The sequence below is a fragment of the Parafrankia soli genome (genome assembly GCF_001854695.1).
GTDB classification, from domain to species: Bacteria; Actinomycetota; Actinomycetes; order Frankiales; family Frankiaceae; genus Parafrankia; species Parafrankia soli.
Genome location: NZ_MAXA01000243.1, coordinates 15,860 through 39,694, shown reverse-complemented (window position 1 = coordinate 39,694; position 23,835 = coordinate 15,860). Strand labels below are relative to the sequence as shown.

Genomic DNA, 23,835 nt, shown 5'->3' with positions numbered 1-23,835 from the left:
ACCCGGCTGGGCCCGTTGACGTCCAGGCATGATGGACTGGACTGCGTGGACCAGATGTTCTCCGTGGACGAGGCCCGTGCCCTCATGCCCGAAATCCACGAACGCGCCGCCGAGTTCGTCGCACGGCGGGCGGACCTCACCGAGCTGAGCGCCGCGCTGGCGGATGGCGCGTCGTCCCCCAAAGGGGGACTCGCCGAGATGAAAGCCCTGCAGGCCTGGCTGTCCGAAGCGCTGGCCTGGTTCCCCGCCCGCGGCATCCAGGTCAAGGGCGCCGCCCCGCTACTGATCGATTTCCCCGCCATCCTCGAGGGCGAGAACGTGCTGCTGTGCTGGATCGAGGGCGAGCCGGATCTCGCCTGGTACCACCGGGCCGACCTTGGCTTCGCCGGCCGCCGCCCCCTTCCCAGCTGACCCAATATCCCCACCGCTCCAGATGTGTGGCGGGTGGGTGAGTCCATGGACTCACCCACCCGCCACACATTCTTTCGGACGGCCTGAAAGCCTCGAGTTCGGGGGGGTTGGCAGCTGGGGTAGGGGTGGTAGAGGGCGGTCCAGCCGCGAGAGCGCAGGGCCTGGGCGATGGCTGCCGCTACGCGGCAGGGATCATTCAGGACAGTGAAACCGGGGAATCGCAGGACGCGAAGGCCTCGGGTCTGCAGGCTGTTGCCGCGGTCCATGTCATCCCACCACTGGCGGGCCTCGGTATGACTGAGCCGATCGAGACGAGCTGAACGATTCCCGCGGTCGTGGTGTGCCTGGCGCCGCGGAACCGGCAGGCCGTGCGCCCTCCCGAGCTCCTCCTGACCGAGAGGGCGGTCAGGAGTCCGAGGACGTAGGGAGGGGGTTCGGGGAGCGGCGGGAGTCGATCCAGGCGTCCACCACTGCCCAGTTCATGGTCAACCAGTCCGCGCGCTCCGTTCCGGTGGGCGGCAGCTCGTCCGCGGGGAACCACCACCAGCGCAGCTCCATCGGGGCCGTCAACGGCAGCGCCTGCCAGACGAGGCCCGGCGTGACCAGGAGGTCCAGCCCCGTGTGGGCGACCACGGCCGTTCCCCCCACGGTTCGCGCGTCCAGCGCGGCGAGCACGCCGGCGGGGCGGGGCGGCAGCACGTGGGCGAGGTTCTCGGCCACCGCGGCCCGGCTCGACTGGCCGCGCAGCCGCAGCCCGCGGATCACCCGCCGGCGGCGCCGCGCGGTGAAGTTCGCCCCCTCGGGAAAGATGACGAGGGCATCGCGGGACGTCAGCCTGGTGGCCAGGTCGTGAACCCGAGCGGGTGCCGTCGGGTCGGCGCCCTCCGTGCGCAGGAAGCAGGCATCCAGCCGRCCGAGCAGGATGTCGATCGCCGGGTCGAGCTGAAGGCTCGCCAGGAGCACGACCCGCGGCGTGCGCTGGTAGCGGTCGAGCAGCAGATGGACCAGCGCGAAGGAGTCACCGACCCCGGCGTGCCTGCTGGCGACCAGGACGGGGCGGCCGGCGCAGTCCACAGTGCCCGCCGGCGGTTCGCGGACGGTCAGGCGGAACGCGACCAGCCGCCCGGCGGCAGTGACGACAAACCGCAGGACGCCGCGCAGCAGCCGCAGGTTGACCTTCTCCCACCTGGCGCGGAGCAGCGGCCGGGCCAGCCACAACCCGAAGCCGCTCACGATCACAACGGCCTCGGCGGCGAGGTAGGCCCCGACCAGGGCCGCCACCCGGGACAGCCGTAGCCGGCGGTCGACGGGCGCGCTGAGCAGGCCGAGCAGAGTCACCAGGACACCGAGCACCGCGCCGCCCACCGCGACCGGGATGAACAGGGGATCGATCACGAGGCGGCGGATCGCCCTTGGTGGCACTCTCACGCCTCACGCCCCGAACGATCGCCGTCGCTGTTCACGACAAGGCCACGGCGAGGCTCGGGGGCGACGCTTCGGCCGCGGCCGGGATCCGGTCGAGGGCCGCGGTCACCGTCGGGGGCGCGGCCCGGCGTGGCCGGGGTCTTCGCGGCGCCCAGGCCTCGGGTGCCGGGGGCCGCCAGGAGGTCGAGGTAGTCGGCTGTGGCCTGGCGGGCGCGTTCGATCCGGCGGCGGACCCCGGAGGGGGACCGGTATCGCAGCCCGACCAGTGGTACTCCGGTGGCGTCACCGATCGGCAGCAGGTGGACGGCGACATCCGCCGGCAGGGCGGCCATCGCGTCGGCGAAGCCGCGGCGGCGGGCGATCTCGAAGGCCACGAGGCCGGCCTCCCACGGCCAGCGGCCGGGGCGCAGCGGCCGCTCGATCCGCCCGACGTGCAGGACGTAGACCGTTCGCGCGCCCAGCGTCACCGCCCGGCCCACGGGAGTGCTGTCGATGAGGCCGCCGTCGACGAAGTGCTCGTCCCCGATCTTGACCGGGGGTAGCAGCGCGGGCACCGCGCACGACGCCAGGACGGCGTCGACGAGCGGGCCGCGGTCGAACCAGTGCGCGGCCGCACGTTCGACGCTGGCCGCCACGCACTGGAAGGGCACCGCCAGCCGCTCGAAGGAGGACGGCAGGTTCGCCTTCAGTATCCGGCGCAGCGGCGCGTTCGAGTGCAGGTAGCCGTGCTGGACGACGGTGGCCAACCGTTTGGCCGGCCCGCCGGCGAAGACGTCCGAGCTGCCCAGGTCGGCCCACAGCTCGGTCAGCCGCCCGATCGCGGCTCTGGACGGGTCGGCGGCGACCACGGCACCGTTGATGGCGCCCACGGAGGTCCCGACGACCAGGTCGGGGCGGACGCCCGCGGCCAGGAGCGCGTCGAGCATTCCCACCTCGGCGGCGCCCAGGACGCCGCCGCCGCCGAGCACGAACGCGACCGGCCCCGGCTGTTTCTCGGGCGGAATACTGGTCACCGCAGCCTGCTACCCCGCCGAACCAGCCCGGAACCCGATGGTCCGGCGGCGTCTGCGCCCCCCTGTGGCCTCCTCATCCCCGGTTGTCCGGGACGGGCGGCGGGCGGAGAACAATGGCCGTCATGCGCACGCTCACCGAGGACGACATCCTCACCGAGGATGACCTGGACGAGATCGTCATCGAGGCCGCGGGCGACGGCCGCCACCAGCAGGCCGCGGCACAGTTCGAGGATCTCGCCGCGCGGCCTGAGCTCCACGGCCAGGTCAGCGCGTCGATGCTGCTGGTCCACGCCGGCGGCCAGTACGGCCTCGCCGACGACTGGGACGAGGCGGTGCGCTGCTACCGCGCTGCCGTGGTCGCCAACGACACAGCGGCCGCCGGTTCGGTGGCCGCCGCGGCAGCGGCCGCCATGGCGGCGGATGACCCGGCGGCGGATGACGCGACGGATGACGCGGCAGCCGGCGTGGCGGACATCGACCCGCGGGTCTGGCTGCATGACGCGCTCGTGCGCAAGGGCGACGAGGCCGAGGCCACGACGCTGCGCGCCGAGATCAAGTCGAGCCGCTCCACGAATCCGGATGTGTACGCGGCGGTGGCGGAGACACTCGCGGAGCACGGCCGGCAGCAGGAGGCGCTCACCTGGTTCACGATGGGCTTCCACCGCTGCCAGGACGCGGATATCCCGGTCTACATGCTCCACCTGCTGCTGATCGGGCGCCGCGCGATACGCAGGAACCTCGGCTTCCCGCCGGACGAGCTGGACGAGATCGCCGACGCCTACGTCGACCATCTGGAGGCCACCGACAACCTCGCTTGACCCGATCAGGCCTCCCACAGCATCGCCCGACCTGGTCAGGTGTCTGGCAGTTTCCCCGGGCTCGATCAGGTGTCCGGAAGGAGGACGGGGCGCAGGGCGTCGAGCACCGCGGCGTCCTCGATGGTGGAGGGGATCGCCGGTGAGCGGCCGTCGGCCAGTTCGCGCATGGTGCGGCGCAGGATCTTGCCGGAGCGGGTCTTCGGGAGGGCGGCGACGACGTCCACCCGTCGCATCGAGGCGACCGGCCCGATCTCGGCGCGGACCCGCGCGACGAGCTCGGCGGCCAGTACGTCCGGCGTGATCTCCGTTCCGCTCTTCATCACCACGAGCCCGCGGGGCACCTGGCCCTTGAACGGGTCGGCGACGCCGACGACGGCGCACTCCGCCACCGCCGGGTGGGCCGCCAGCACCGCCTCCATCGATCCGGTGGAGAGCCGGTGCCCGGCCACGTTGATGACGTCGTCGGTGCGGCCCAGGACGAACAGGTAGCCGTCGTCGTCCACGTAGCCGCCGTCGCCGGTCAGGTAGTACCCGTCGAAGGCCGAGAGGTACGAGGCGACGTAACGCTCGTCGTCCTCCCACAGCGTCGGCAGCGCGCCGGGCGGCAGCGGCAGGCGGATGCAGATGGCGCCCTCGGTGCCGCGCGGGACCTCCTCGCCCGCCGCGTCCAGGACCCGCACGTCGTATCCCGGCATCGGCACCGACGGGCTCCCCGCCTTGAGCGGCAGCGGCTCCAGCCCGAGCGGCGCCGCGCAGATCGGCCATCCCGTCTCGGTCTGCCACCAGTTGTCGACGACGGGCAGGCCGAGCGCGCCCGAGGCCCATTCGTAGGTGGCCGGGTCCAGCCGCTCGCCGGCCAGGAACAGCGCCCGCAGGGTGGTGCGGTCGTACCGGCCGACGAGCTCGGCCGCCGGGTCCTCCTTCTTGATCGCGCGGATCGCGGTGGGCGCGGTGAACAGCACGTTCACCCCGTGATCGGCGATCACCCGCCAGAAGGCCCCGGCGTCGGGGGTGCCGACCGGTTTCCCCTCGTAGAGCACCGTCGTGGCGCCGACCAGCAGCGGCGCGTAGACCGTGTACGAGTGGCCGACCGCCCAGCCGATGTCGGAGGCCGCCCACATCACGTCCCCCGGCCCGATGCCGTACACGTTGCGCATCGACCAGGACATCGCCACCGCGTGGCCGCCGTTGTCCCGGACGATGCCCTTCGGCCGCCCGGTCGTCCCGGAGGTGTAGAGGATGTACAGCGGGTCGGTGGCCGCGACGGGCACCGGGGCCAGCGGGGGCGCGGAGCCGACGAGGGCGTCCCAGTCGTGGTCGCGGCCGGCCACGAGATCACAGCGGTGCTGTTCGCGCTGCACGATGAGGCACCCGGCCGGCTTGTGGACGGCCAGCTCGATCGCCGCGTCCATCATCGGCTTGTAGGGGACGAGCCGCGTCGGCTCGATGCCACAGGACGCGCTGACCACGACCTTCGGGCGGGCGTCGTCCATGCGGGCGGCGAGTTCCGGGGCGGCGAACCCGCCGAAGACCACCGAGTGGACGGCGCCGAGGCGGGCGCACGCCAGCATCGCCACGACCGCCTCGGGGATCATCGGCAGGTAGACGATGACACGGTCGCCGCGGCCGACTCCGAGCGAGGCGAGCGCGCCGGCGGCCCGGGCCACCTCGTCGGTGAGCTGCGCGAACGTGTACCGGCGGGACGTCCCGGTGACCGGTGAGTCGTAGACCAGGGCGAGCGCGTCCCCGCGACCGGCGGCGACGTGCCGGTCCAGGGCGTTGGCGCAGGTGTTCAGCTCGGCGTCGGGGAACCAGCGGTAGAACGGCGGTGCGCTCGCGTCGAGAATCCGCTCCGGGGGACGGGTCCACTCGACCTCCCGCGCGGCCGCGGCCCAGAAGGCCTCGGGGTCGGTCCGCTCCTGCTCGTACGCCCGCCGGTATGCGCCCATGCCTGCCATCCTCCCGTTCCACGGCGGGCCGTCCAGGCACTTCGGCGCCAACGGCGCCGTCGCCGGCCGAGCTTTGATGGGAGAGCCGAGCCCCGGCGGAGAGAGCCGAGCCCGACGGGGAAAGCGGAGCCCTGGTGGGAAGACGGGCACCGGTGGGGCGGTTGGCGCAAGGGTGAGCCTGATGAGACCGGTGCCGCTGTCCGTCCTCGACCTGGTGCCGGTGGGCACGGGTGTCTCCGCCGGCGAGGCCGTGCGGGGCAGCCTTGAGCTGGCCCGGCGGGCCGAGGATCTCGGCTTCACCCGCTACTGGCTGGCCGAGCACCACGGCATGCCGGGCATCGCCAGTTCCGCGACGACCATCCTGATGGGCCAGGTGGCCGCGGCGACGTCCACCATCAGGGTTGGCTCGGGTGGGGTGATGCTGCCCAACCATGCCCCGCTCACGATCGCCGAGCAGTTCGGGACCCTGGGCGCGTTCTTCCCCGGCCGCATCGACCTCGGCATCGGCCGTGCGCCCGGCACCGACCAGAACACCGCGCGTGCCCTGCGCCGCGGCCCGGGGTCGATGTCCGCGGACGACTTCCCCGACCAGCTCGCCGAGCTGACGACCTTCCTCTCCGGTGGGTCGTTCCCCGGTGGGCACCCACTGCGCGGTGTGGAGGCGTACCCGCGGGCGGAGACACCGCCGATCTGGCTGCTCGGCTCGAGCGGCTACAGCGCCCAGGTCGCCGGAATCCTCGGCCTGCCGTTCGCGTTCGCGCACCATTTCAGCTCCGCCGGCACGCTGCCCGCGCTGCGGCTGTACCGCGACTCGTTCCGGCCGTCGCCCGGGCGGGAGCGGCCGTACGCGATGGTCGCCGCCGGTGTCCTGTGCGCCGAGGACGACGAGCGGGCCCAGTGGCTCGCCGGGCCCACCCGCCTGACGATGCTGCGCCTACGGATGGGACGGCCCGGCGCCTTCCCCACGCCCGAGGAGGCCGCGGCCTACCCCTGGACGCCGCAGGAGCGCGATCTGGCGGAGTCGGCGACGTCCTCGTACATCGTGGGCGGACCGGAAACCGTACGGGACGGCCTGAACGCGCTACTTGAGGCGACCGGGGCCGACGAGCTGATGATCGTCACGAACACGCACTCCAACGCCGACCGGATCCGCGCCTACGAGCTCGTCGCCCGGCTGGCCCTGGACGAACCGGAGGTCGGACGGGTCAGGGACGCCCGCGCGGCCGGAGTGTCCGGGCCGTGATCCCCGCGACGAGCCCGCGGCCCAGCAGGCGGGACGCGTTCGAGGTCAGGTAGTTGAGCCGGCCGTCGATCACGTAGGGCAGGCCGCGGTCGAGGCCGCGGAAGGCGGCCGAGACGACCTCGTCGGTGGTGCGCAGCCGTCCACCGGCGCTCATCCGCCGCCCGAGGACCTCGAAGAAGTTCGTGTCGGTCGGCCCAGGGCACACCGCCAGCACCTGGATACCCCGCGACCGGTACTCCGCCCACAGCGCGATCGAGAAGGACAGCACGAACGCCTTCGACGCCCCGTACACAGCCATGTACGGGACGGCCTGGAACCCCGACGTCGACGACACGTTGACGACGGTGCCGTGGCCCCGTTCGACCATCGCCGGCAGGAGCAGGTGCGTCACCCGTTCGACCGCGACGACGTCCACCATGACCTCGCGGTGGTCACGGTCGGCGGGCAGCTCCTCGTACCGGCCGTAGGTGCCGAACCCGGCGTTGTTCACCAGGACGTCGATCTCGCGATCGGTCGCCCGGACCTGTTCGACGAGCAGGTCCGGGCCGTCCTCCCGGGCGAGGTCGACCGGGACCGTCCACACCCGCACCCCGTGCAGCGCGCGCAGTCGCTCGGCCACCGGCCGCAGTTTCCCCTCGGACGGCGCGGCGAGCACGAGATCGGCCCCGCGGGCCGCGAGCGCCTCGGTGAACGCGGCCCCGATACCCGACGAGGCCCCCGTGACCAGCGCGGTCCGGTTCCGGAAGTCGGTCACGAAAGCGGTGCTCCTCAGGTCGGCGGCAATCGGCGACGTGCGGGGACGGACTGGCCGCGCCTGACCTCAACGGTGCGGGGCACCGCGGTCGCTGACGAAACGACCGGCCAGCGCGGGCCGGCGGTGACGTTACAGCGGGGCTAGTCGGCGACGGCCAGCAGGCCCCGCTCGGTCACCGCCGCCACCGACAGCGTGCGGTATCCGACCTCGTCGAACAGGACGGTGATGCGGTCGCCGTCCTCCTTCATCACCTGGCCGGGCCCCCACCGCACATGGCGGACGGCCAGCCCGGCCGGAAACGGCGAGACCTCCGCCGTGGCCTCGTTGTCGCCCGCTGGCGCCGGGGAACCGGTGGCGGCCGCGGCCCCGCCCTCGCCGCCCGGCACCCGCTGTCCGGGCAGACGGGACCGGCACACGTCACAGTTCCCGCAGGCCGCGGGGGACGTGTCGCCGAAGTAGGCGAGCAGGTAACGCCGCCGGCAGTCGCGGGTCTCCGCGTACCCGCGCATCATGTCGACCCGCGACCGCTCGAACTCGACCCGTGCCGCGGCCAGTTCGACGGCGCGGCGCGCGGCCTGCTCGGGTTCCGGCGCACCGGCACTGCGCTCGATGCGGCCGTCGTCGTGGACGGTGACCGCGTCGGCCCGTTCKAGCAGGTCCACCATGCGGGTCAGCGCGGTGTCGCCGACCCCGGCGGCGTCGGCCAGGGCGCGCGCGCTCACCGGTTCCTCGGCGTGGCCGAGCAGCACGGCGACGCGGCGCAGGGCGGTCTCGTCCGGGCGTGACGAGGCGAAGAAGCGACGCAGGCCCAGGTCCTCGGGCCGGTAGAACAGGACCGCGACCGCCGGCTGGCCGTCGCGGCCGGCGCGCCCGATCTCCTGGTAGTAGGAGTCGATCGAGTCGGCCACCTCGGCGTGGATCACGAACCTGACGTTGGGCTTGTCGATGCCCATGCCGAACGCGGTCGTCGCCACGACGACGTCGCACCGGTCGGCCATGAAGTCCTCCTCGACCTCACGGCGGCGCGCCGCGCGTAGCCCGGCGTGGTACGCGCTCGCGGTGAGCCCGAGGTCCGCGAGCTCGGCGGCGAGATCCTCGGCGCCACGCCGGGTCGCCGTGTAGACCAGGCCGGGCTTGGTCTCGGCGGCGATCCGCTCGACCAGCCGGGCCTTCTTCTCGTCGTCGTCGACGAACGACTCGACACTCAGGGTGATCTCCGGGCGGTCGAAGCCGCGGACGATCTCCGCCGGATCCTCGAGCCGCAGGCGCTCGGCTATCTCCCGGCGCACCGGCGGCGACGCGGTGGCCGTCAGCGCGACGACCACCGGATGGCCGAGGTCGTCGATCACCTGGCCCAGGCGGGCGTAGTCGGGGCGGAAGTCGTGGCCCCAGCTGGAGATGCAGTGTGCCTCGTCCACGACGAACAGGGAGGGCCGCGCCTCGCGAAGCGCCTCCCGGACGTCGTCGCGGGCGAGCTGCTCAGGAGCAAGGAACAGGAACTCGGCCCGGCCGTGGCGGACGGCGTCGATCGCCGCGAGCGCCGCGCCGCGCCCGCTCTGCGAGTTCGCCGCCACCGCGGGCGCGTCAGCGTCAGGCTGACCGGCACCGGACTGGCCGGCGTCGGGTCTGGCGGCGGTCCCGGGGCCGGCGGGCACCGCGTCCAGCAGGCCGCCCAGGCGTTCGGTGAGCCCGCGCACCTGGTCACGCTGCAGCGCGATGAGCGGCGAGACGACCACGGTCGGCCCCGCGGTGAGCAGGGCCGGAATCTGGTAAACGGCCGACTTGCCACCGCCGGTGGGCAGGACGCACAGCGTGTCCCGGCCGGCGGTGACGGCCCGCATCGCCTCGAGCTGGCCGGGGCGCAGCTCGGCGAACCCGAAGCCCTCCCGGGCCACCGCCCGCAGCAGGTCGTCCAGCTCTGTGTGTTCCTCCTCGTGTTCCTCGTGGTGTTCGTGGTGTTCCTCGTCGTCCCGCGGCGGATCGGGGCGGGCGGTGTCCGCCACCACCGCCTCGGCCGCCACCGCCTCCTCAGGCATGGGAGGAGGCGGTGGCGTGGGAGGCGGGGCGGGGCTATCGCGGTTGCGGCGTTGCAGCGGCAGACGGCGCAACCAGCCCGCCAACCGGGTGCGTGCCGGATCGTGACCATTCATGGTGCGCTCGGCGTACCCGTTCCCGGGACGTTCGCACACACCGGACCAACGCCCGTCCGGCCGCGGTCGGCACGGAACCGACCGCGGCCGGACCAGGATCGCTCGTGAGCCGCCCGCTCGGCGGCTCAGCCCGGCTCAGCCGATGAAGGCTCTGACCTGACTGGCCACGGTGTTGTCGTCGTGCAGCTCGGAATGGCCGAGGCAGCCGGCGGCGGTGTTCGTGGCACCCGAGAGGGCGACGCTGGAATCCGGATTGATGACGTCGTCGCAGGACGACCACCACGTACGGTAGTTGACCGCGCCCGGAGTCTCGTCACCGGAGTTCAGGGTGTTCAGGAAGGACGAGCCAGGGCTCATCTCCGAGCAGGCCGTGTAGAGCCATCCGCACAGGGTCGCGGTGCTGGTCCCGTGGTTCGGGCCACCCAGCGACACGAAGTCGTCGACGACGGACGTCCCGCCGAGGTTCTTGAGGTAATAGCGCGAGGACAGCGCGCCCATGGAGTGGGTGACGAGGTCCACCTTGGCCGCGCCGGTCGCGCTGCGCACGGAGGAGATTGTGGCGGCCAGCTGGTTCGCGGTCGTCACGTTCGACTGGTGCGAATCGTAGGTGAACACGACCAGGTCGGACGAGGACCAGCCGTTGGCCTGGAAGTCGGCGACCATGTCGGTCCAGGTGGATGTCGATCCGTTGAATCCGTAGACGAAGATGACGGGTTCATGTGTCGCCGCGGAGGCGGCGGTCGACGTGCCCAGCAAAGCTGCGGCGGCGACCGCGAGAGCGCCAAGGATCCTGGCTGCTCTGGACATGGGAACTCCTGTCGTTGCGGGGTCAGCGCAGCAAGCCTCGCACCCCCGCGGGGAGCTCCCTTTGAATCCGTTGGACGTTCACCAACGGTTGCCGTCACGGCCAACCAGCCGTTGAGGCGGCACCGCCGCGGAAATCCTCGTGGAATTCCCGCGTAATTCGCACCGAACCCGGAGAACAATATGCTCTCGCCGAATCAGGAGACCTTTTGGGCCGGTCGCATCACGATGTCGGTCACCTCGACGCGACGCGGCAGCTCCACGACCGAGAGCACCATCGCCGCGACGTCCTCGGGCTGCATGAGGGCCTCGGGATCCCAGTCCCGACCCTCCGTCTCGAAGATCTTCCGTTGCATCGCGGTGGCCGTCCGACCAGGCAGGATGGTGCAGACCCGCGGCCCCTTCGGCCCCAGCTCGCCGCGCAGGCTGTCCGCGATCGCGCGCAGCGCGTGCTTCGTCGCGGCGTACTGGCCGACCTCCGGGCTCGCCGACAGGCCCTGGGTGGAGTTGACGAAGATGATGTCGCCCAGCGTGCGAGTGAGATCGGGTAGCAGCAGCTGGGTCAGCGCATACGGGGCCCGCAGGTTGACCGCGTACTGATCGTCAAGGTCGGCGAGACTCGCCATCGTCATCGGACCACTGTGGTAGACCCCGGCCGAGTGGACCAGCACGGAGATCTCCCCGAGCTCCGCCCGGGCCGTCTCGACGAGCCGCTCCCGGCCGTCGGCGTCGGTGATCTCGGTGGCGAAGACGCGCAGGTCGACCCGGCCGGCGGCGGCCGTGCGCGCGAGTTGGGACAATGCCGCGCCGTCCCGCCCCGTGGCCAGGACGGATGCCCCGGCGGCGGCGAGGTCGAGCGCGATCGCGTGACCGATGCCGCTGGAGGCACCGGTCACCACGGCCGCCCGGCCCGTCAGGCGACCCGGGGGCGAGAAAACTCCGTTGAGCGGCAACCGCACCATGGGAGACGAACAACCCTTACGTTAGTGGAAGGTTCAGCCAACCTCACCCTACGACGAAACTCGCGGCGCTGGTCCAACAGGCCCGCCGTGCCACGCGACGGAGTCGGAATCCCCTGGCGACAGGGGCGACGAGGGTGACGAGCCGTGCGCTGACGGCTCCAGCGGAGCCGCCGGAGATGCAGCCGGTGACGGAGCCGGCGGAATTGACGGCGTGAGCATCGTCCGCAGGGCCGCCCGGTCTGTCTTGAGCATGCTGGTGAGCGGGATCGCTGGGACGATCCGCACCTCACGCGGGTACCGTAGCGGCCCGAGCCGCTCCCGCCCGAACCGGACAAGTGCCTCCGCCGAGACGTCCGCGCCCGGGCCGAGCTGGACGAACGCGACGATCTCCTCGCCGAGCCGGCGGTCGGGGCGGCCCACCACGGCCACCTCGGCGACGTCCGGGTGCTCCCGCAGCGCGTCCTCGACGTCCCGCGGGTAGATGTTGAACCCGCCGCGGATGATCAGATCCTTCATCCGGTCGACGAGGTACAGGAAGCCGTCCCGGTCAAGGTGGCCGACGTCGCCGGTGTGCAGCCATCCGGCGCGGACCGCCTGCGCGGTCGCCGCGGGATCACGCCAGTAGCCCAGCATGACGCCCGGTCCGCGCACGCAGATCTCCCCGACCGGCGAACCACCCGCTCCCCCGGGCGGGCCGTCATGGTCGCCGTCGGTGGCGTTCAGGGCCTCGATCCGGAGCTCGACGCCAGGTGCCGGGCGGCCGACGCTGCCCAGCCGGGTCCGCCCCGGTGGCATCACCGTGACGATCGCCGACGCCTCGGTGCAGCCGTAGCCCTCCACGAGCTCGACCCCGGGCAGCCGGCGCGCCCATTCGTCGGCCACCTCGCGCGGCAGCGCCGAGCTCCCGGAGACCACCTGGCGCAGCGCCGACAGGTCGTAGCCGTCGAGATCCTGGTCCAGGATCATCCGGGCCATGGCGGGGACGATCGCCGTCTGCGCCACCTGGTGCTCCACCACCAGCTCCAGGAACCGGACGGGCTCGAACCAGCGCATCAGGACAGCCGTCGCCGGCGTCTCGGCGTAGGTGGCCATGACGCTCACGGTCATCCCGTAGACGTGCGACATCGGCAGGGGCAGCAGGCCGGGCAGGCCCTCGCCCAGCCGCATCGAGTGCACCGCCCACGCGGCCGCCGAGACGTTGTCATGGGAGAGCACCACGCCCCGGGCGCGCCCCGTCGTCCCCCCGGTGTAGAGCAGCGCGGCCATACCGGACGGGTCGACGTCCACCAGGTCGGACTCGGCCGGGGACTCCAGCTCGGCGAACAGCAGCACCGGTGGCCCGGCGCGGTCGGCGGGCGCGGGCGCGGGCTCGGCCTGCTCGGCCAGCACGACGGCACGCAGCGCGGGCAGGCCTCGGGCCGCCGCGCGGACCTTGTCCAGGAAGTCCGGGGTGGTCACGACGAACGAGGCGGCGCTGTCGGCCAGCACGTGACGCAGGTCCGTCTCCCCGAGCAGGAACAGCACCGGCGTGACGGCCGCGCCGGCCCACCAGGCCGCCTGGTAGGTGATGCCGACCTCGGGACAGTTCGCCATGCAGACCGCGACCCTGTCCCCCGGCGCGAGCCCGGCCGCGCGCAGCCCGCCGGCCAGGCGCCGGGCCCGGGCCGCGAGCTGCGCGGCCGTCCAGCGCTGCTCCTCGAAGATCAGCGGACCGGTGCCGCCGGTCCGCTCGATGGACAGCTCGGCCAGCCGGCCGAGGCTCGTGCCCGAGGGCACCGCCGTGGGCGTGGACGCGATCATTCGGTAGGAACGATCATTCGGTGGACACCGTCATCCGGCTGACACGGTCATTCGGCGGCCTGTCCTCTCTCCGCGGGACGCGACACGGAGAGCACATCGTCCCTCGCCAACAGCGACTAGGCCAGACGAGACCACGCACCGAAACACGAGCACCGCCGACGGGCGAGTGTCAGGAGCCGATCAGGTCCGAGATCCGTCCGAGGTCCGTGATCTCGCCGTCCTGCACCTTGTACAGGTAGACGGTCGAGCGCTTGAGCTCGCCGTTCTCCTCGAACTCGATCTTCCTGGTGAGGCCGTCCCAGCTGACGGTGCGGAAGGCCCGCGCGACGGACTCCCGGCTGATGTCATTCCCGAGCCGCTTCAGGACGTCGACGACGGCCCAGGTGGCGTCGTAGGCCTCCCCCGAGTAGGTCCCGGGCAACGCCCCGCCGTTGACGTCCTTGTAGGAGGCCACGAACTCCTTCGCCGCCGGGTCGGTGTCGACGTCGCTGCAGGCGCACGAGAAGTAGGCGCCCTCGGCGGCAGCCGCGCCCGTCCGCGTGACGAAGTCCGGGTCGCGGGTCGCGTCCCCGCCCATGACGGTGCCCGTGAAGCCACCGTCCTCGAGCGCCTTGTTGAGCAGCGCGAAGTCGGCGTACTGACCGGAGTAGAAGAGTACGTCCGGCGCCTCGGCGATGATCTTCGCTGCCTCGCGGGTGTAGTCCCGGGCCGGGTCGACGCCGCCGTGGACGACGTCGACGCCGTCGGAGAACAGCTCCGCCTCCAGCGCGGTGGACAGGCCGATGCCGTACTCGCTGCGGTCGTCGACCGAGTACACCTTCCCCGCGTCGAGGACGGTGGAGATGTAGTCGGCCGCGGCCCGGCCCTGCACGGAGTCGGGGGCGACGACCCGGTAGAAGGTGGTGAAGCCGAGGTCGGTGAGCGCCGGGGCGGTGGCGGACGGGCTGACCGAGAGCAGGCCGGCCTCGCTGTAGAACGGCTCGCTGGCCTCCGTCGCGTCCGAGAGCATCGGGCCGATGACGGCCACCGCGTCGGAGTCGTCGATGAGCCTGCGCGCGGCGGCCGGCGCCCGCTCGGGTGACCCGCCGTCGTCGGAGGAGACGAGCTCGACCCGGAACGGCAGGCTGGCGTCCGCGTTGATCTCCTCGATCGCCGTGCGCACCCCGTAGAGGGCGTTGACGCCCAGCTGCTCGTCGTCGCCCGACAGCACGCCCTGGAACCCGATGGTGACTGTCCGGCGGCGGTCGCCGGACGAGGAGACACCGTCACCGCCGCAGGCCGCGACGATCATCACCGTCATGGCGGCGGCGACGATCGCACCCAGGGCCGGTCGCCTGATCATGCTGTCTCTCCTCCGGTTTCACCGCCGCCCGCGGGCAGTCCGGCACCTGATTCTCGACGGCGAGCCGAGGGGGAGGTCCGGCCGCGGCCCGGAGTCCACGGAGCCCGTCCCACCCGCCGCCGAGATGTCGCAGACCCAGTCCTACGCGACGTCGACCTGCTACATGGCACGAACGGCCCGATCGGGCCGCACGCCCGGGCCGGGTGGTCAGGCCGGGTGGTCAGGCCGGGCGGGGCTCCCAGCCGGGAGGGCTGGTGCCCAGCGAGGCGGGCGCCATCGTCCAGGCCGGTGCCCGGCCGTCGACCGTTCCCGGTGGGGCCACGTAGGAGAGCTCCCCGAACTCGCTGCGCAGGCGCCGGCAGAACTCCTCCGCGTCGGCCCGGGTCGGGTCCGGGGCTGCGAGGGTGTCATGGTGGCCGAGGCTCTGCAACCACCGGCCGGTCTGGGCCAGCGAGACCCGCACCTGCCAGCTGCCGCCCTCCACCGCGCGCCGGGCCAGCGCCGACAGCACGCCGTGCGCCGCCAGATACCCGGTCGCGTGGTCGAGAGCCTGGGCGGGCAGCGGACGGGGCTCCTCCTCCCCGCTGGCCTCGGCCTCCGCCCACGAGATGCCCGACGCCGTCTGGACCAGGCTGTCAAAGCCCCGCAGGCCGCTCCACGGCCCGCTCCGGCCGTAGGCGCTGATCGTCGCGACGACGATCCCCGGGCGCAGGCGCGCCAGCGCGTCCGGACCGAAGCCCAGCCTGTCCAGGGCGCGCGGGCGGTACGCCTGGAGCACGACGTCCGCCGTCGAGACGAGCTCCTGCAGTCGGCGGGCGTCCGCGGCGACGCGCAGGTTCAGAAAGGTGTTGCGCTTGCCGAACCCGGTGTCCATCAGCGCCGACCGGACCTCCGGCAGATGCGCGGCGCCGACCCGCAACACCTCGGCGCCGTGGGCGGCCAGCGTCCGCCCGCAGACCGGGCCGGCGATGACCCGCGTCATGTCCACCACGCGGATGCCCTCGGCCGGCAGGTCCGCCGGCTCGGGCCGCAGCGCGGGGGCGTCCCCGATCCGCTCGGTCTCCAGCACGGGCAGCTCGGCGACGGCCTTGGCCTGCCGGTGCGCCCGCCACTCGTCCTCGTCGCGCGCCATCGTGGCGCACATCCCCATCGCCTGGAGCTCGAGCTCGAGGGACTCGGCCTCGAAACGGGCCACCGACCGCTCGACCGCCGCCCGGTCGTTCGGCGTGTCGAGCAGTTCCAGAATGCCGTTGCGATGATGCGGGAAGTTGCAGTGCAGCTGGATCCACCGGTCGTCGGCCGTCCGGTAGTAGCCCGAGATCGGGTCCCAGGGGTTGGGCAGCGGACGTCCGTCGAGCCGCAGGTACCGCTCGCTACGGAAGGCCGCGCTGGCGTGCCGGGTGTCAACGGTGACCGCCGGCTGGGACGGGCTCCCGTTGCGCGCGGCCAGTAACCGGCCCGCGCCGACGGACGCGGCGGCGACGCTGGCCGTCGCAATGGTTGTCACCCGGTAAAGGCTCGGCAGGACGTCCGGGGGGCCGGTCACGGTCAGGCGTTCGGTGACTCCCGGTTCGTCGACGAGCGTCGCGACCTGGGCGGCGATCATCGAGTTGTCGGACATATCCCCATCCTGTAAAGCGGATCACGCGTGTCGCCTGATGTGTCACCGGACGAACCGTCCGGGCTACTCCCGCCCCCAGACCATGTCCCAGAGTGAGGCTTATGTGACGGACAGCATTGCACACCCACGCCATCACGTGCACGCGACACCGCTTTCAGGCACGTCAAACCACCCGACCAAGCGCCCACCAACCCCCGAACACCGGACGGGCACCGCGGCCGGAGGCCCGAAACCCGCTCACCGGCCCGCGCTCACCGGCATTCACTGAACCACCACGGCCGGGCCCCGACGGGACCGGGGCCGGCAAGCCGGACGGCCGAACGCCTCAGGAGGCGGACGGCAGGAACGGGCGCAGCCGACCGACCGGCACCCCGCCACCGAGCACCGCGGGAGCGGCCAGGGCGTCGAGCCTGCCGGCGTCCAGGCCCACGGCGGCGCCCGGGCCCGGGGTGGGGTCGAGCGCGCCGATGCGGCGCAGCGCGGTGACCAGGACCGGCATAGCCGCGCGCTGGGAGCCGTCCTCAATCTTGACCGCCACCGCGTACCCCGCCGCCGTCGCCGCGACGGTGACCCCCTCGGCGCCGTCCTTCGCGATGATCCACGGGGCGGCGAGCATCAGCTCCGTGTCCGGTCGCCCCGGACCGCCGACGAGGGCCGGGAAGGCCCGCATCGCCGCCGCGACGCGCTGCCGAGGCGAGCGCGGGCCGGCGGCGGCGAGCGCGATCTCGCGCATCCCGCGGGCGAGGCCGAGCAGCGGGATACCGAACAGCGGAGCACCGCAGCCGTCCACCGCGGTGGCCGTGATCGTGGCACCGGTGAGCTCCTCGATCACGGCCCGGATCCGGCGCTGCAGCGGATGCGCCGGGTCGGTGTAGCCGGCCACCGGCCACCCGGCCGCGACGCAGGTGGCGATCATCCCGGCGTGCTTGCCGGAGCAGTTCATCAACAGCCGTTCGGGCCCGCCGCCGGCGGCCAGGTGCCGCTCGTGGGCGAGCCGCCCGATGGGGAGGTCGGCGGGGCAGGCCAGGGCGTCCTCGCCGTGCCCGGCCGCCGCGAGCACGGCCCGCACGGCCGCCAGCTGCTCGGGCTCACCGCTGTGCGAGGAGGACACGATCGCCAGCAGCTCGGACGGGATTCCGCCGCCCCACTCGGAGGCGGCCCCGCAGTCGGGATCGCCGCAGTCGGGATCGCCGACGCCGGAGGCGGGATCGCCCGCACCGGAAACGGCGGCAGCGCGGGAAGCGGCGCCGGCACCGGAGCCGAACGCCGCGTCGAGCCCGGCGAGCAGCATCCCGACGGCCTGCATCGGCTTCACCGTGGACCGCGGGGAGATCACCGCGGTCGGGTCGCCGACCGACAGCACCACCGCGCCGGCCGGGTCCAGCCCGACGACGGTCCCCCTGATCCGGCTCTCGACCAGAACCGTGGTCATCCCGGTGTCGGTGTCGCGGTCGGTGGCGGTGGCGCGCTCGATCCACGCGACCACCGGCGGGGCCACGCCTCCCCCGGACTCGCTCATGATCCGAAATCGTTCATGATCGCGAATCCGTCATGCACATCAGGGTATGCGCGCTCCCCGCCGCCGCCCGGGACCCGCACCCGAGCGATCCACCCGGCCGGCGGTCACAGCTCTATCAGTTGCCTTTTCCAACTAACTACGCGCACACTGGGAACACCAGTGAGTTTGGTTTTCGAACTCATTCCTGGAGAAGGAGCCTCCGATGCGTGACGCCGTCGTCGTCGAAGCGGTGCGGTCCCCGATCGGGCGGGGACGCGCCAGCGGCAGCCTCGCCCCCGTCCACCCCATCGACCTGCTGGCGCACAGCATCTCCGCGGCCGTCGAGCGGTCCGGCGTCGATCCGGCGCTGATCGACGACGTCATCGCCGGCTGCGTGACCCAGAGCGGGGAGCAGGCCGCGAACATCGCCCGCTGGGCGACCCTGGCCGCCGGACTGCCCGAGTCGGTGCCCGGGACCACCGTCGACCGCCAGTGCGGCTCGTCCCAGCAGGCCGTCCACTTCGCCGCGCAGGGCGTCATCGCCGGCGCCTACGACATGGTTCTGGCCTGCGGTGTCGAGTCGATGGGGCGGGTCCCGATGGGCTCCGCGACGCTCCCCGGAGACAGCCACGGCACCCGGATCAACGCCCGCTACCCGGACGGGTTGATCTCACAGGGCATCAGCGCCGAGCTGATCGGCGCGCGGCGGGGCCTCGGCCGTGCCGAGATGGACGAGTTCGCCCTCGCCAGCCACCAGCGCGCCGCCGCCGCGGCCCGGGACGGCCTGTTCGCCCCGGAGATCGCGCCGGTGAAGGTCACCGGGCCGGATGGGTCGGTCGTCGAGTTCTCCGCCGACGAGGGCATCCGCCCGGCATCGAGCACGCAGGCCCTCGCGGGTCTGCGCCCGGCCTTCTACGACGAGGCCACCGCCGCGCGTTTCCCGGAGATCGGCTGGAACGTGACGGCCGGCAACGCCTCGCAGATCAGCGACGGCTCCGCCGCGCTGCTGATCACCACCTCGGAGCGGGCCCGCGAACTGGGGCTGCGCCCGCTCGCCCGGCTGCACAGCTTCGCCGTCGTCGGCGACGACCCGTTCCTGATGCTGCGCGGCGTCATCCCCGCCACCCGCCGGGTGCTGGAGCGCTCGGGCCTGAGCCTGGACGACATCGACCTGTTCGAGGTGAACGAGGCCTTCGCCGCGGTCGTGCTGGACTGGCGCGCCGAGATCGGCGCACCGGCGGATAAGGTCAACGCCCGGGGCGGCGCGATCGCGCTCGGCCACCCGCTCGGCGCCAGCGGCGCCCGGATCATGACGACCCTCGTGCACGCGCTGCACCAGACCGGCGGCCGGTTCGGGCTGCAGACGATGTGCGAGGCGGGCGGCCTCGCGAACGCGACCATCATCGAGCGCCTCTGATCAGGCACCCCGGACAGGTGCACGCTCCGGGTGGGCGATCGGCCGGCGCCGCGGCCGATCGCCGGCCTATCCTTGGCCGGTGCCCGCATACGAGTACCGATGCCGTGTCTGCGACGCGTCCTTCGAGGTCCGCCGCGGAATGAACAGTGACACGACCGCACCGGCGCCCTGCCCTGCCGGCCACGCCGAGACTTCACGGGTCTTCTCCGCGGTCGCGGTGAGCCGCGGCGCATCCGCGCCCGCGATGGCCACGGCGCCGGCCACCGGGGGCGGCGGAGCATGCTGCGGCGGCGGCTGCTGCGGCTGACAGCCACACCACCGCAAGCAGGATCGGGGCCCGGCAGGCGAGCCAGGCCCCGATCGGGCCGACCGAAACAATGTGTGGCGGCTGAGAGTGTTCATGGACTCACTCAGCCGCCACGGTTGTGCTGGAAGGGCCGTGGGTGGCGCTCACGCCAGGGGTGAGCGCCGTCCCGGCTAAGGATGAGCGTCGTCGCGCGGGCGGGTCGTGCGGACGGCGGGCCGCGGGCCGCGGCGCGTGCGTGCGGCTCGGCTACGGGTGCCGACATCCACCTGGCGGTCGCGTTGACCACCGACGGCGGCCGCGCGCTCCGCGTTGAGCCGCCTGGTGATGATCTGCAGGGTCTCGTCGCGCTCCCGCTCGTCGAGGCCGTCCGCCAATGTTGCCAGCAGGTCGGAGGATCCCGGCCCGCACACACCGCCCAAGGTCCCAGCCATGGCTGTCCCCTACCCACCTCTGCGGTCCGGCACGCCTTGGCATGACGGTTTGCGCGCCACCCCAACTACGGAAAGTAATTAACAGCCCCGCCGGTGAGTGGACCATGGCCAGCCACTGGCGGCTGGTCACCGGCTCGCCACTGGTCGCTGACCAGCCGCCAGCGGCCCACTAGTCGCCGGCCGGCCGGTCGCGCCGTGCCCGGCGCTGGACGCGGCGGGCTGTCGTACCGCCCGTCCGTGCCAGCCCGCGGGCTGCCCGGGCGGCCTCCCGTCGGCCGACGGCGGCGGCGCGGCGGGCACCGGCCCGGATCTCCTCGGTCGGGACCCGCCAGTCGACGCCTGGACGGCCGAGCACCAGCCCCGTCGCGGCGATCAGCGTCCAGAATCCGAAGACGGCCCCCACCGCGAACAGGTCCAGCGCGCCGACCAGTGCCGAGGCGACGAGCAGAACACCCGCGCCGACAAGCCCGAAGGCAATCGGATGCGCGCCCACCCACCCGGACACCCCGTTCCCGCGCCGCACGGCCGCGGACCGGGCCGGAGCCGGGCGACCCGAAACCCGGCGAGCCGAAGCCGCGCCAGCCGTGACCGGGCGAGCCGTGACCGGGCGAGCCGAAGCTTGTCGGGCCGGTGCCTGACGGACCGGTGCCCCACCAGCCGAAGCGGGGCGAGCCGGAGCCTGACGGGCCGGTGCGGGCGCACGCGCGCCCTCCGCGTCGACGGGGTCGGGGCGCACGCCGATCGGGCTGGGTACCTGCGGGCCGCCGAAGGGCCGGCGCCGCTGGCGGGAGCGTCGTTCCAGGACAGGACCATCCATGCCAGCGTCTGTGCCCGTGCTCCGGAGCGTCATGCCTGCCTCGCCCACCGATGTGCCCCCTCACCCGCGACGTTCCTCACCCCGGTTCCCGGTTTACGGCACCAGCGCCCCGCACCCGCGGCTCGCCCGCGTGCCCCGTCCGGCGCGGGCTCAGTACCGGTGCGACTCGACGTGTGCGTCGTCGCGCAACGCGCGCCAGAGCTGGCCCAGCGAGGTGAACTGGACCCCCTCGGGCGCCGCGCGGACCTCGTCGACCACCCGGTCCGGCGCGTGCTGGTGGCGCAGGTGGTCCATCACCTCGTTCCGCTCGGCGGGGAAGACCGCACGCCCGAGCCAGCGGGCCAGCTCCGAACGTTCCTCGACGTCCACCGTCGTCATCCCGGGCGGAGCACTGCCGAGGACGCCGGCGCTGTCCGGGCGGGAAGCGAGCGCGGGGGCGTCCTCGCCAGGCGGTTCCGGTGACCTCCATTCCTCTGCTCGGGTGTCCCTGCGCGCGCGGACGATGCCCGCGACCTCGTGGGCCATCAGCTCGTCGCGCTTGGGCCCGTGCTTGGCGCTGCCACGATCCATCGACATGCGGCGTCCTCTTTCCTCGTGATGCCTTCGTCGCGTTCCTCGTGAAGCCCTCAGGCCCCTAGTACCCGAAACGCGAGGGAAGGTGCCTAGACGGAGGCCGGAACCGCCGCGGCCGGGTCGAGCCGGGCGCTCACCTCGTACAGCGCGAACGCCTTCCCGATCACCGGACGGGCCACGTTGCGCACCGGGACACCACCGGCCGTCCGTCCCTTCTCCGTCCCCCCGTGGGCGTGCCCGTGCAGTGCCAGCTGGGCGCCGCCGGCGTCCACCGCCTCCGCCAGGTGGTAGCTGCCGAGGAAGGGGAAGATCTCCGGCCGCTCGCCCGCGAGGGTGTCGGGGACGGGCGCGTAATGAGTGAGAGCTACCCGCACGTCGCACTCCAGGCCCTCCAGGGCGGCTCGCAGACCCGCGCTCACCTCCTTGGTGTGCCGGACGAACGCCTTCATCTGCGGCTCCCCGAAGTCGCTGCCGCTGGCGCCCGCGAAGCCTCCACCGAAGCCCTTGACCCCGGCGACGCCGAGGCAGCACCCGCCGGCCCGAACCAGCGCCACGGAGCCCTCGAGCACCTCGACACCGGCCTGCCCCAGTACGGCGGCCACCTCGTCGGCCTGATCGCTGTGGTGGTCGTGGTTGCCGAGGACGGCGATCACCGGGATCTCCGACGTCGCGAGCTCGCCCGCGGCGACCTCGGCCTCGGACACCCGTCCGTGCTGGGTCAGGTCACCGGCGACGAGGAGGACGTCGGCCAGGTCGCCGATCCCGGCCAGACAGGGCGCGAAGGACCCACGCGAGTCGGTGCCCAGGTGGATGTCCCCGACCGCGGCGATCCGGATCACGACACACTCTCCATCGTCGATGGTGAATCGCGCTTCGACACGACGACGTCGTTGCGGACGGGCCGGCCGGGCACGGCGTCGGCCAGCACCGCGTCGACCGCGCGGCGGCGGGCCTCGGTGGCCACCTCCCCGCGCACGGTGATCCCCTCCGGGCCGACGGCGACGTCCAGGCCGAGCTCGGCGACCCGCGGATCCTCCGCCAGGCGCTCGTGCAGGTCACCGGCCAGGTACTCCGCCGGCTCGGTGACGTCCAGGACGGCGACCGGCGCGGCGGCGCCCACGGCACCCACCCCGTCCACGGCATCCACGGCGCGTGCGGCGCGCGGCGGGGTGACGACGTGCGGTGGGATCAGCTTCAGCCGGGTGGCGACCAGCAGYGCGGCCTCGGCGAACGGCGACTCGGCGGTGGCCCGGCGAACCTGCTCCCAGTCGACCTGCTCGCGCATCGCGCGGATCATGGGGATCACGCGACCGAGGTCGCAGTACCGCTCGTCGAGGGCGAGCAGGGTCATCTCGAACCAGTCGGTGGCGTCGAGGACGGGCATCCGGACCGAGTCGACGGACATCTCGCTCGAGCGGGCCAGCATCTCGTCGGTGACCGCCCGCCCGACCGGGTGATGGATCAGGTCGACCAGGACGTCACCGTCGAAGACCTTGGTCAGCCAGTCCTCGGGCGGGTCCACCGGGCGCAGCCCACCGGCGCAGAGAACCTCCACGGCACGCGGGACGTCCGCCTCGCGGAGCATGAAGTCCACGTCGTGCACGGGCTCCGGCCCGCCGCGGGCCCAGCACGCGTAGCTGCCGCCGAGCGCGAAGGGGATCTCCGCCTCTTTCAGCGTCACGGCGACACGTTTGAGACTTTCCCGCAGACCGCGGGGCGCATCATCCATGACCATCGGGGTACCCGCGCCGATCGTCCTGACTCCCCGAAGGCCGCATCCGGTGCCGGGACCCCCGCATCGGGCGGCGCGCGGGCGCATCACCGCCAATTCGGACACAACAGCGCGGCAGCACCTCAGTGACAGAGCCGGCCCCATGTCGTGTTCACGACACGTACGCACACGGTCTTCCGGCGGCGGCAACTGCACACGGCCGACGCCGTTCCACCGCCTACCGCTTCCGCGGAACGCCGGTCGGAAGGCACTCCGGCGCCCGCGTCCGGGCCGTTGTTCACGGCCGAGACGAAGAAGTGCGCCTTGTTGTTCCCGCGCGGGACGGGCGTGACGTACGCATCCCTCAGAGCGAGGAGTGTACGCACCATCCGGTAGCCGCCGACGACATTTCCCGACATAGGTCCCGCGGACATATGCACTCCCGCAGTCGCCACACGCCGCCGTGCTGCGCCGGAGCGTGCTTTGAAGCCGCTGGTCCCGCGCTTCGGCAACGGCCCTGACGGGCTACGCCGAGCTGTCGGCGATGACACTGTCGGGCCAGTGGAAACTGTCCATCCGGCATAGCTCGGCCCGTGCGACGGCGCGGTCGACGCGGGCGGTGAGACCCCACGGACACCACGAGAGACACGCGGCGCGGCGACCGATGACCGGTCGGCGGATATCTTTCGGCGAGTAGTGATGTTTTGACGCATGCCGGATGAGTTACCCGTTCCGGGGGGTCGTCCTGGCTCGATTCCTCCGGCTTGCCGGCAACGGGCGTAGAGATGC

General features: G+C 72.9%; 21 protein-coding genes. 5 read left to right on the top strand and 16 right to left on the bottom strand.

All coding sequences use genetic code 11. The features are described 5' to 3' along the window. Positions 1 to 54: 54 nt before the first annotated feature. On the top strand, positions 55 to 411 hold the full coding sequence (locus BBK14_RS26570; protein ID WP_235013850.1) for a DUF2203 domain-containing protein: 357 nt from the start codon (positions 55 to 57) through the stop codon (positions 409 to 411). A gap of 405 nt (positions 412 to 816) precedes the next feature. Here BBK14_RS26570 and BBK14_RS26565 read toward each other — a convergent pair whose 3' ends face one another. Together BBK14_RS26565 and BBK14_RS26560 are read right to left on the bottom strand one after the other, a co-directional pair. After that, positions 817 to 1,839, bottom strand: a complete 1,023-nt coding sequence (locus tag BBK14_RS26565; protein WP_071065972.1) for a 1-acyl-sn-glycerol-3-phosphate acyltransferase — start codon at positions 1,837 to 1,839, stop codon at positions 817 to 819. After that, on the bottom strand, positions 1,836 to 2,762 hold the full coding sequence (locus tag BBK14_RS26560) for a patatin-like phospholipase family protein (RefSeq protein ID WP_241831868.1): 927 nt from the start codon (positions 2,760 to 2,762) through the stop codon (positions 1,836 to 1,838). Before BBK14_RS26560 ends, BBK14_RS26565 begins: the two co-directional genes overlap by 4 nt. A gap of 200 nt (positions 2,763 to 2,962) precedes the next feature. Here BBK14_RS26560 and BBK14_RS26555 point away from each other — a divergent pair, with 200 nt between their 5' ends. Next, positions 2,963 to 3,667, top strand: coding sequence for a hypothetical protein (locus BBK14_RS26555; protein ID WP_071065971.1), 705 nt, complete (start codon positions 2,963 to 2,965; stop codon positions 3,665 to 3,667). Positions 3,668 to 3,732: 65 nt separating this feature from the next. Here BBK14_RS26555 and BBK14_RS26550 read toward each other — a convergent pair whose 3' ends face one another. Continuing rightward, positions 3,733 to 5,616 carry an AMP-binding protein gene (locus BBK14_RS26550; protein ID WP_071065970.1) on the bottom strand — a complete coding sequence of 628 codons (1,884 nt, stop codon included), beginning with the start codon at positions 5,614 to 5,616 and terminating at the stop codon, positions 3,733 to 3,735. 181 nt (positions 5,617 to 5,797) lie between these two features. Between BBK14_RS26550 and BBK14_RS26545 the strand changes: the two genes are divergently transcribed. Further along, entirely contained in the window at positions 5,798 to 6,859 is a 1,062-nt protein-coding gene (locus tag BBK14_RS26545; protein WP_071065987.1) for an LLM class flavin-dependent oxidoreductase, read from the top strand. Here the strand turns inward: BBK14_RS26545 and BBK14_RS26540 are convergent. The 8 genes from BBK14_RS26540 to BBK14_RS26505 form a co-directional block, all read right to left on the bottom strand. Continuing rightward, a complete protein-coding gene (locus BBK14_RS26540) occupies positions 6,822 to 7,613 on the bottom strand; it encodes an SDR family NAD(P)-dependent oxidoreductase (RefSeq protein WP_071065969.1) in 792 nt (263 codons plus the stop codon). The two genes, BBK14_RS26545 and BBK14_RS26540, sit on opposite strands and share 38 nt — an antisense overlap. A 140-nt stretch (positions 7,614 to 7,753) precedes the next feature. Next, positions 7,754 to 9,634, bottom strand: a complete 1,881-nt coding sequence (locus tag BBK14_RS26535; RefSeq protein WP_338045503.1) for a RecQ family ATP-dependent DNA helicase — start codon at positions 9,632 to 9,634, stop codon at positions 7,754 to 7,756. 264 nt (positions 9,635 to 9,898) lie between these two features. Beyond that, positions 9,899 to 10,570, bottom strand: coding sequence for an esterase/lipase family protein (locus tag BBK14_RS26530; RefSeq protein WP_071065968.1), 672 nt, complete (start codon positions 10,568 to 10,570; stop codon positions 9,899 to 9,901). A 194-nt stretch (positions 10,571 to 10,764) separates the two neighbouring features. Continuing rightward, positions 10,765 to 11,529, bottom strand: a complete 765-nt coding sequence (locus BBK14_RS26525; RefSeq protein ID WP_020463881.1) for an SDR family oxidoreductase — start codon at positions 11,527 to 11,529, stop codon at positions 10,765 to 10,767. A gap of 48 nt (positions 11,530 to 11,577) precedes the next feature. Then, positions 11,578 to 13,329 carry a class I adenylate-forming enzyme family protein gene (locus BBK14_RS26520; protein ID WP_071065967.1) on the bottom strand — a complete coding sequence of 584 codons (1,752 nt, stop codon included), beginning with the start codon at positions 13,327 to 13,329 and terminating at the stop codon, positions 11,578 to 11,580. Positions 13,330 to 13,498: 169 nt separating this feature from the next. Further along, entirely contained in the window at positions 13,499 to 14,671 is a 1,173-nt protein-coding gene (locus BBK14_RS26515) for a branched-chain amino acid ABC transporter substrate-binding protein (protein WP_071065966.1), read from the bottom strand. Positions 14,672 to 14,891: 220 nt separating this feature from the next. Further along, complete coding sequence (locus BBK14_RS26510) at positions 14,892 to 16,292, bottom strand: CoA transferase (RefSeq protein ID WP_071065965.1); 1,401 nt, start codon at positions 16,290 to 16,292, stop codon at positions 14,892 to 14,894. Between the two features lie 325 nt (positions 16,293 to 16,617). Beyond that, positions 16,618 to 17,811 carry an asparaginase gene (locus BBK14_RS26505; RefSeq protein ID WP_071065964.1) on the bottom strand — a complete coding sequence of 398 codons (1,194 nt, stop codon included), beginning with the start codon at positions 17,809 to 17,811 and terminating at the stop codon, positions 16,618 to 16,620. Between the two features lie 202 nt (positions 17,812 to 18,013). On the opposite strand from BBK14_RS26505, the gene BBK14_RS26500 reads away from it, so the two are divergent. Next, positions 18,014 to 19,207, top strand: coding sequence for a thiolase family protein (locus BBK14_RS26500; RefSeq protein WP_071065963.1), 1,194 nt, complete (start codon positions 18,014 to 18,016; stop codon positions 19,205 to 19,207). Between the two features lie 79 nt (positions 19,208 to 19,286). Continuing rightward, positions 19,287 to 19,514: an FmdB family zinc ribbon protein gene (locus tag BBK14_RS35955; RefSeq protein WP_083391270.1), complete on the top strand. Its 228-nt coding sequence runs from the start codon at positions 19,287 to 19,289 to the stop codon at positions 19,512 to 19,514. Positions 19,515 to 19,684: 170 nt separating this feature from the next. Here the strand turns inward: BBK14_RS35955 and BBK14_RS26490 are convergent, their stop codons facing one another. The 5 genes from BBK14_RS26490 to BBK14_RS26470 all read right to left on the bottom strand — a co-directional run bounded on the left by BBK14_RS26490 (position 19,685) and on the right by BBK14_RS26470 (position 23,016). After that, positions 19,685 to 19,945: a hypothetical protein gene (locus tag BBK14_RS26490; protein WP_071065961.1), complete on the bottom strand. Its 261-nt coding sequence runs from the start codon at positions 19,943 to 19,945 to the stop codon at positions 19,685 to 19,687. Between the two features lie 169 nt (positions 19,946 to 20,114). After that, positions 20,115 to 20,438, bottom strand: a complete 324-nt coding sequence (locus BBK14_RS40670; RefSeq protein WP_241831866.1) for a hypothetical protein — start codon at positions 20,436 to 20,438, stop codon at positions 20,115 to 20,117. 474 nt (positions 20,439 to 20,912) lie between these two features. Beyond that, on the bottom strand, positions 20,913 to 21,338 hold the full coding sequence (locus BBK14_RS26480; protein WP_071065959.1) for a DUF2795 domain-containing protein: 426 nt from the start codon (positions 21,336 to 21,338) through the stop codon (positions 20,913 to 20,915). 86 nt (positions 21,339 to 21,424) lie between these two features. Further along, positions 21,425 to 22,174 (bottom strand): metallophosphoesterase family protein, encoded by a 750-nt coding sequence (locus BBK14_RS26475; RefSeq protein WP_071065958.1) that lies wholly within the window; start codon positions 22,172 to 22,174, stop codon positions 21,425 to 21,427. Continuing rightward, the gene (locus BBK14_RS26470) at positions 22,171 to 23,016 is read right to left on the bottom strand and encodes a nucleotidyltransferase family protein (protein WP_338045502.1); all 846 of its coding nucleotides are present in this window, start codon (positions 23,014 to 23,016) and stop codon (positions 22,171 to 22,173) included. Before BBK14_RS26470 ends, BBK14_RS26475 begins: the two co-directional genes overlap by 4 nt. Positions 23,017 to 23,835 lie beyond the last annotated feature (819 nt).

Coding starts and splice junctions, on each gene's coding strand:
- BBK14_RS26570 (WP_235013850.1), top strand. CDS start 55: ATGTTCTCCGTGGACGAGGCCCGTGCCCTCATGCCCGAAATCCACGAA.
- BBK14_RS26560 (WP_241831868.1), bottom strand. CDS start 2,762: ATGCTCGACGCGCTCCTGGCCGCGGGCGTCCGCCCCGACCTGGTCGTC.
- BBK14_RS26555 (WP_071065971.1), top strand. CDS start 2,963: ATGGCCGTCATGCGCACGCTCACCGAGGACGACATCCTCACCGAGGAT.
- BBK14_RS26550 (WP_071065970.1), bottom strand. CDS start 5,616: ATGGGCGCATACCGGCGGGCGTACGAGCAGGAGCGGACCGACCCCGAG.
- BBK14_RS26545 (WP_071065987.1), top strand. CDS start 5,798: ATGAGACCGGTGCCGCTGTCCGTCCTCGACCTGGTGCCGGTGGGCACG.
- BBK14_RS26530 (WP_071065968.1), bottom strand. CDS start 10,570: ATGTCCAGAGCAGCCAGGATCCTTGGCGCTCTCGCGGTCGCCGCCGCA.
- BBK14_RS26525 (WP_020463881.1), bottom strand. CDS start 11,529: ATGGTGCGGTTGCCGCTCAACGGAGTTTTCTCGCCCCCGGGTCGCCTG.
- BBK14_RS26520 (WP_071065967.1), bottom strand. CDS start 13,329: ATGATCGCGTCCACGCCCACGGCGGTGCCCTCGGGCACGAGCCTCGGC.
- BBK14_RS26515 (WP_071065966.1), bottom strand. CDS start 14,671: ATGATCAGGCGACCGGCCCTGGGTGCGATCGTCGCCGCCGCCATGACG.
- BBK14_RS26510 (WP_071065965.1), bottom strand. CDS start 16,292: ATGTCCGACAACTCGATGATCGCCGCCCAGGTCGCGACGCTCGTCGAC.
- BBK14_RS26505 (WP_071065964.1), bottom strand. CDS start 17,811: ATGAGCGAGTCCGGGGGAGGCGTGGCCCCGCCGGTGGTCGCGTGGATC.
- BBK14_RS26500 (WP_071065963.1), top strand. CDS start 18,014: ATGCGTGACGCCGTCGTCGTCGAAGCGGTGCGGTCCCCGATCGGGCGG.
- BBK14_RS26490 (WP_071065961.1), bottom strand. CDS start 19,945: ATGGCTGGGACCTTGGGCGGTGTGTGCGGGCCGGGATCCTCCGACCTG.
- BBK14_RS26480 (WP_071065959.1), bottom strand. CDS start 21,338: ATGTCGATGGATCGTGGCAGCGCCAAGCACGGGCCCAAGCGCGACGAG.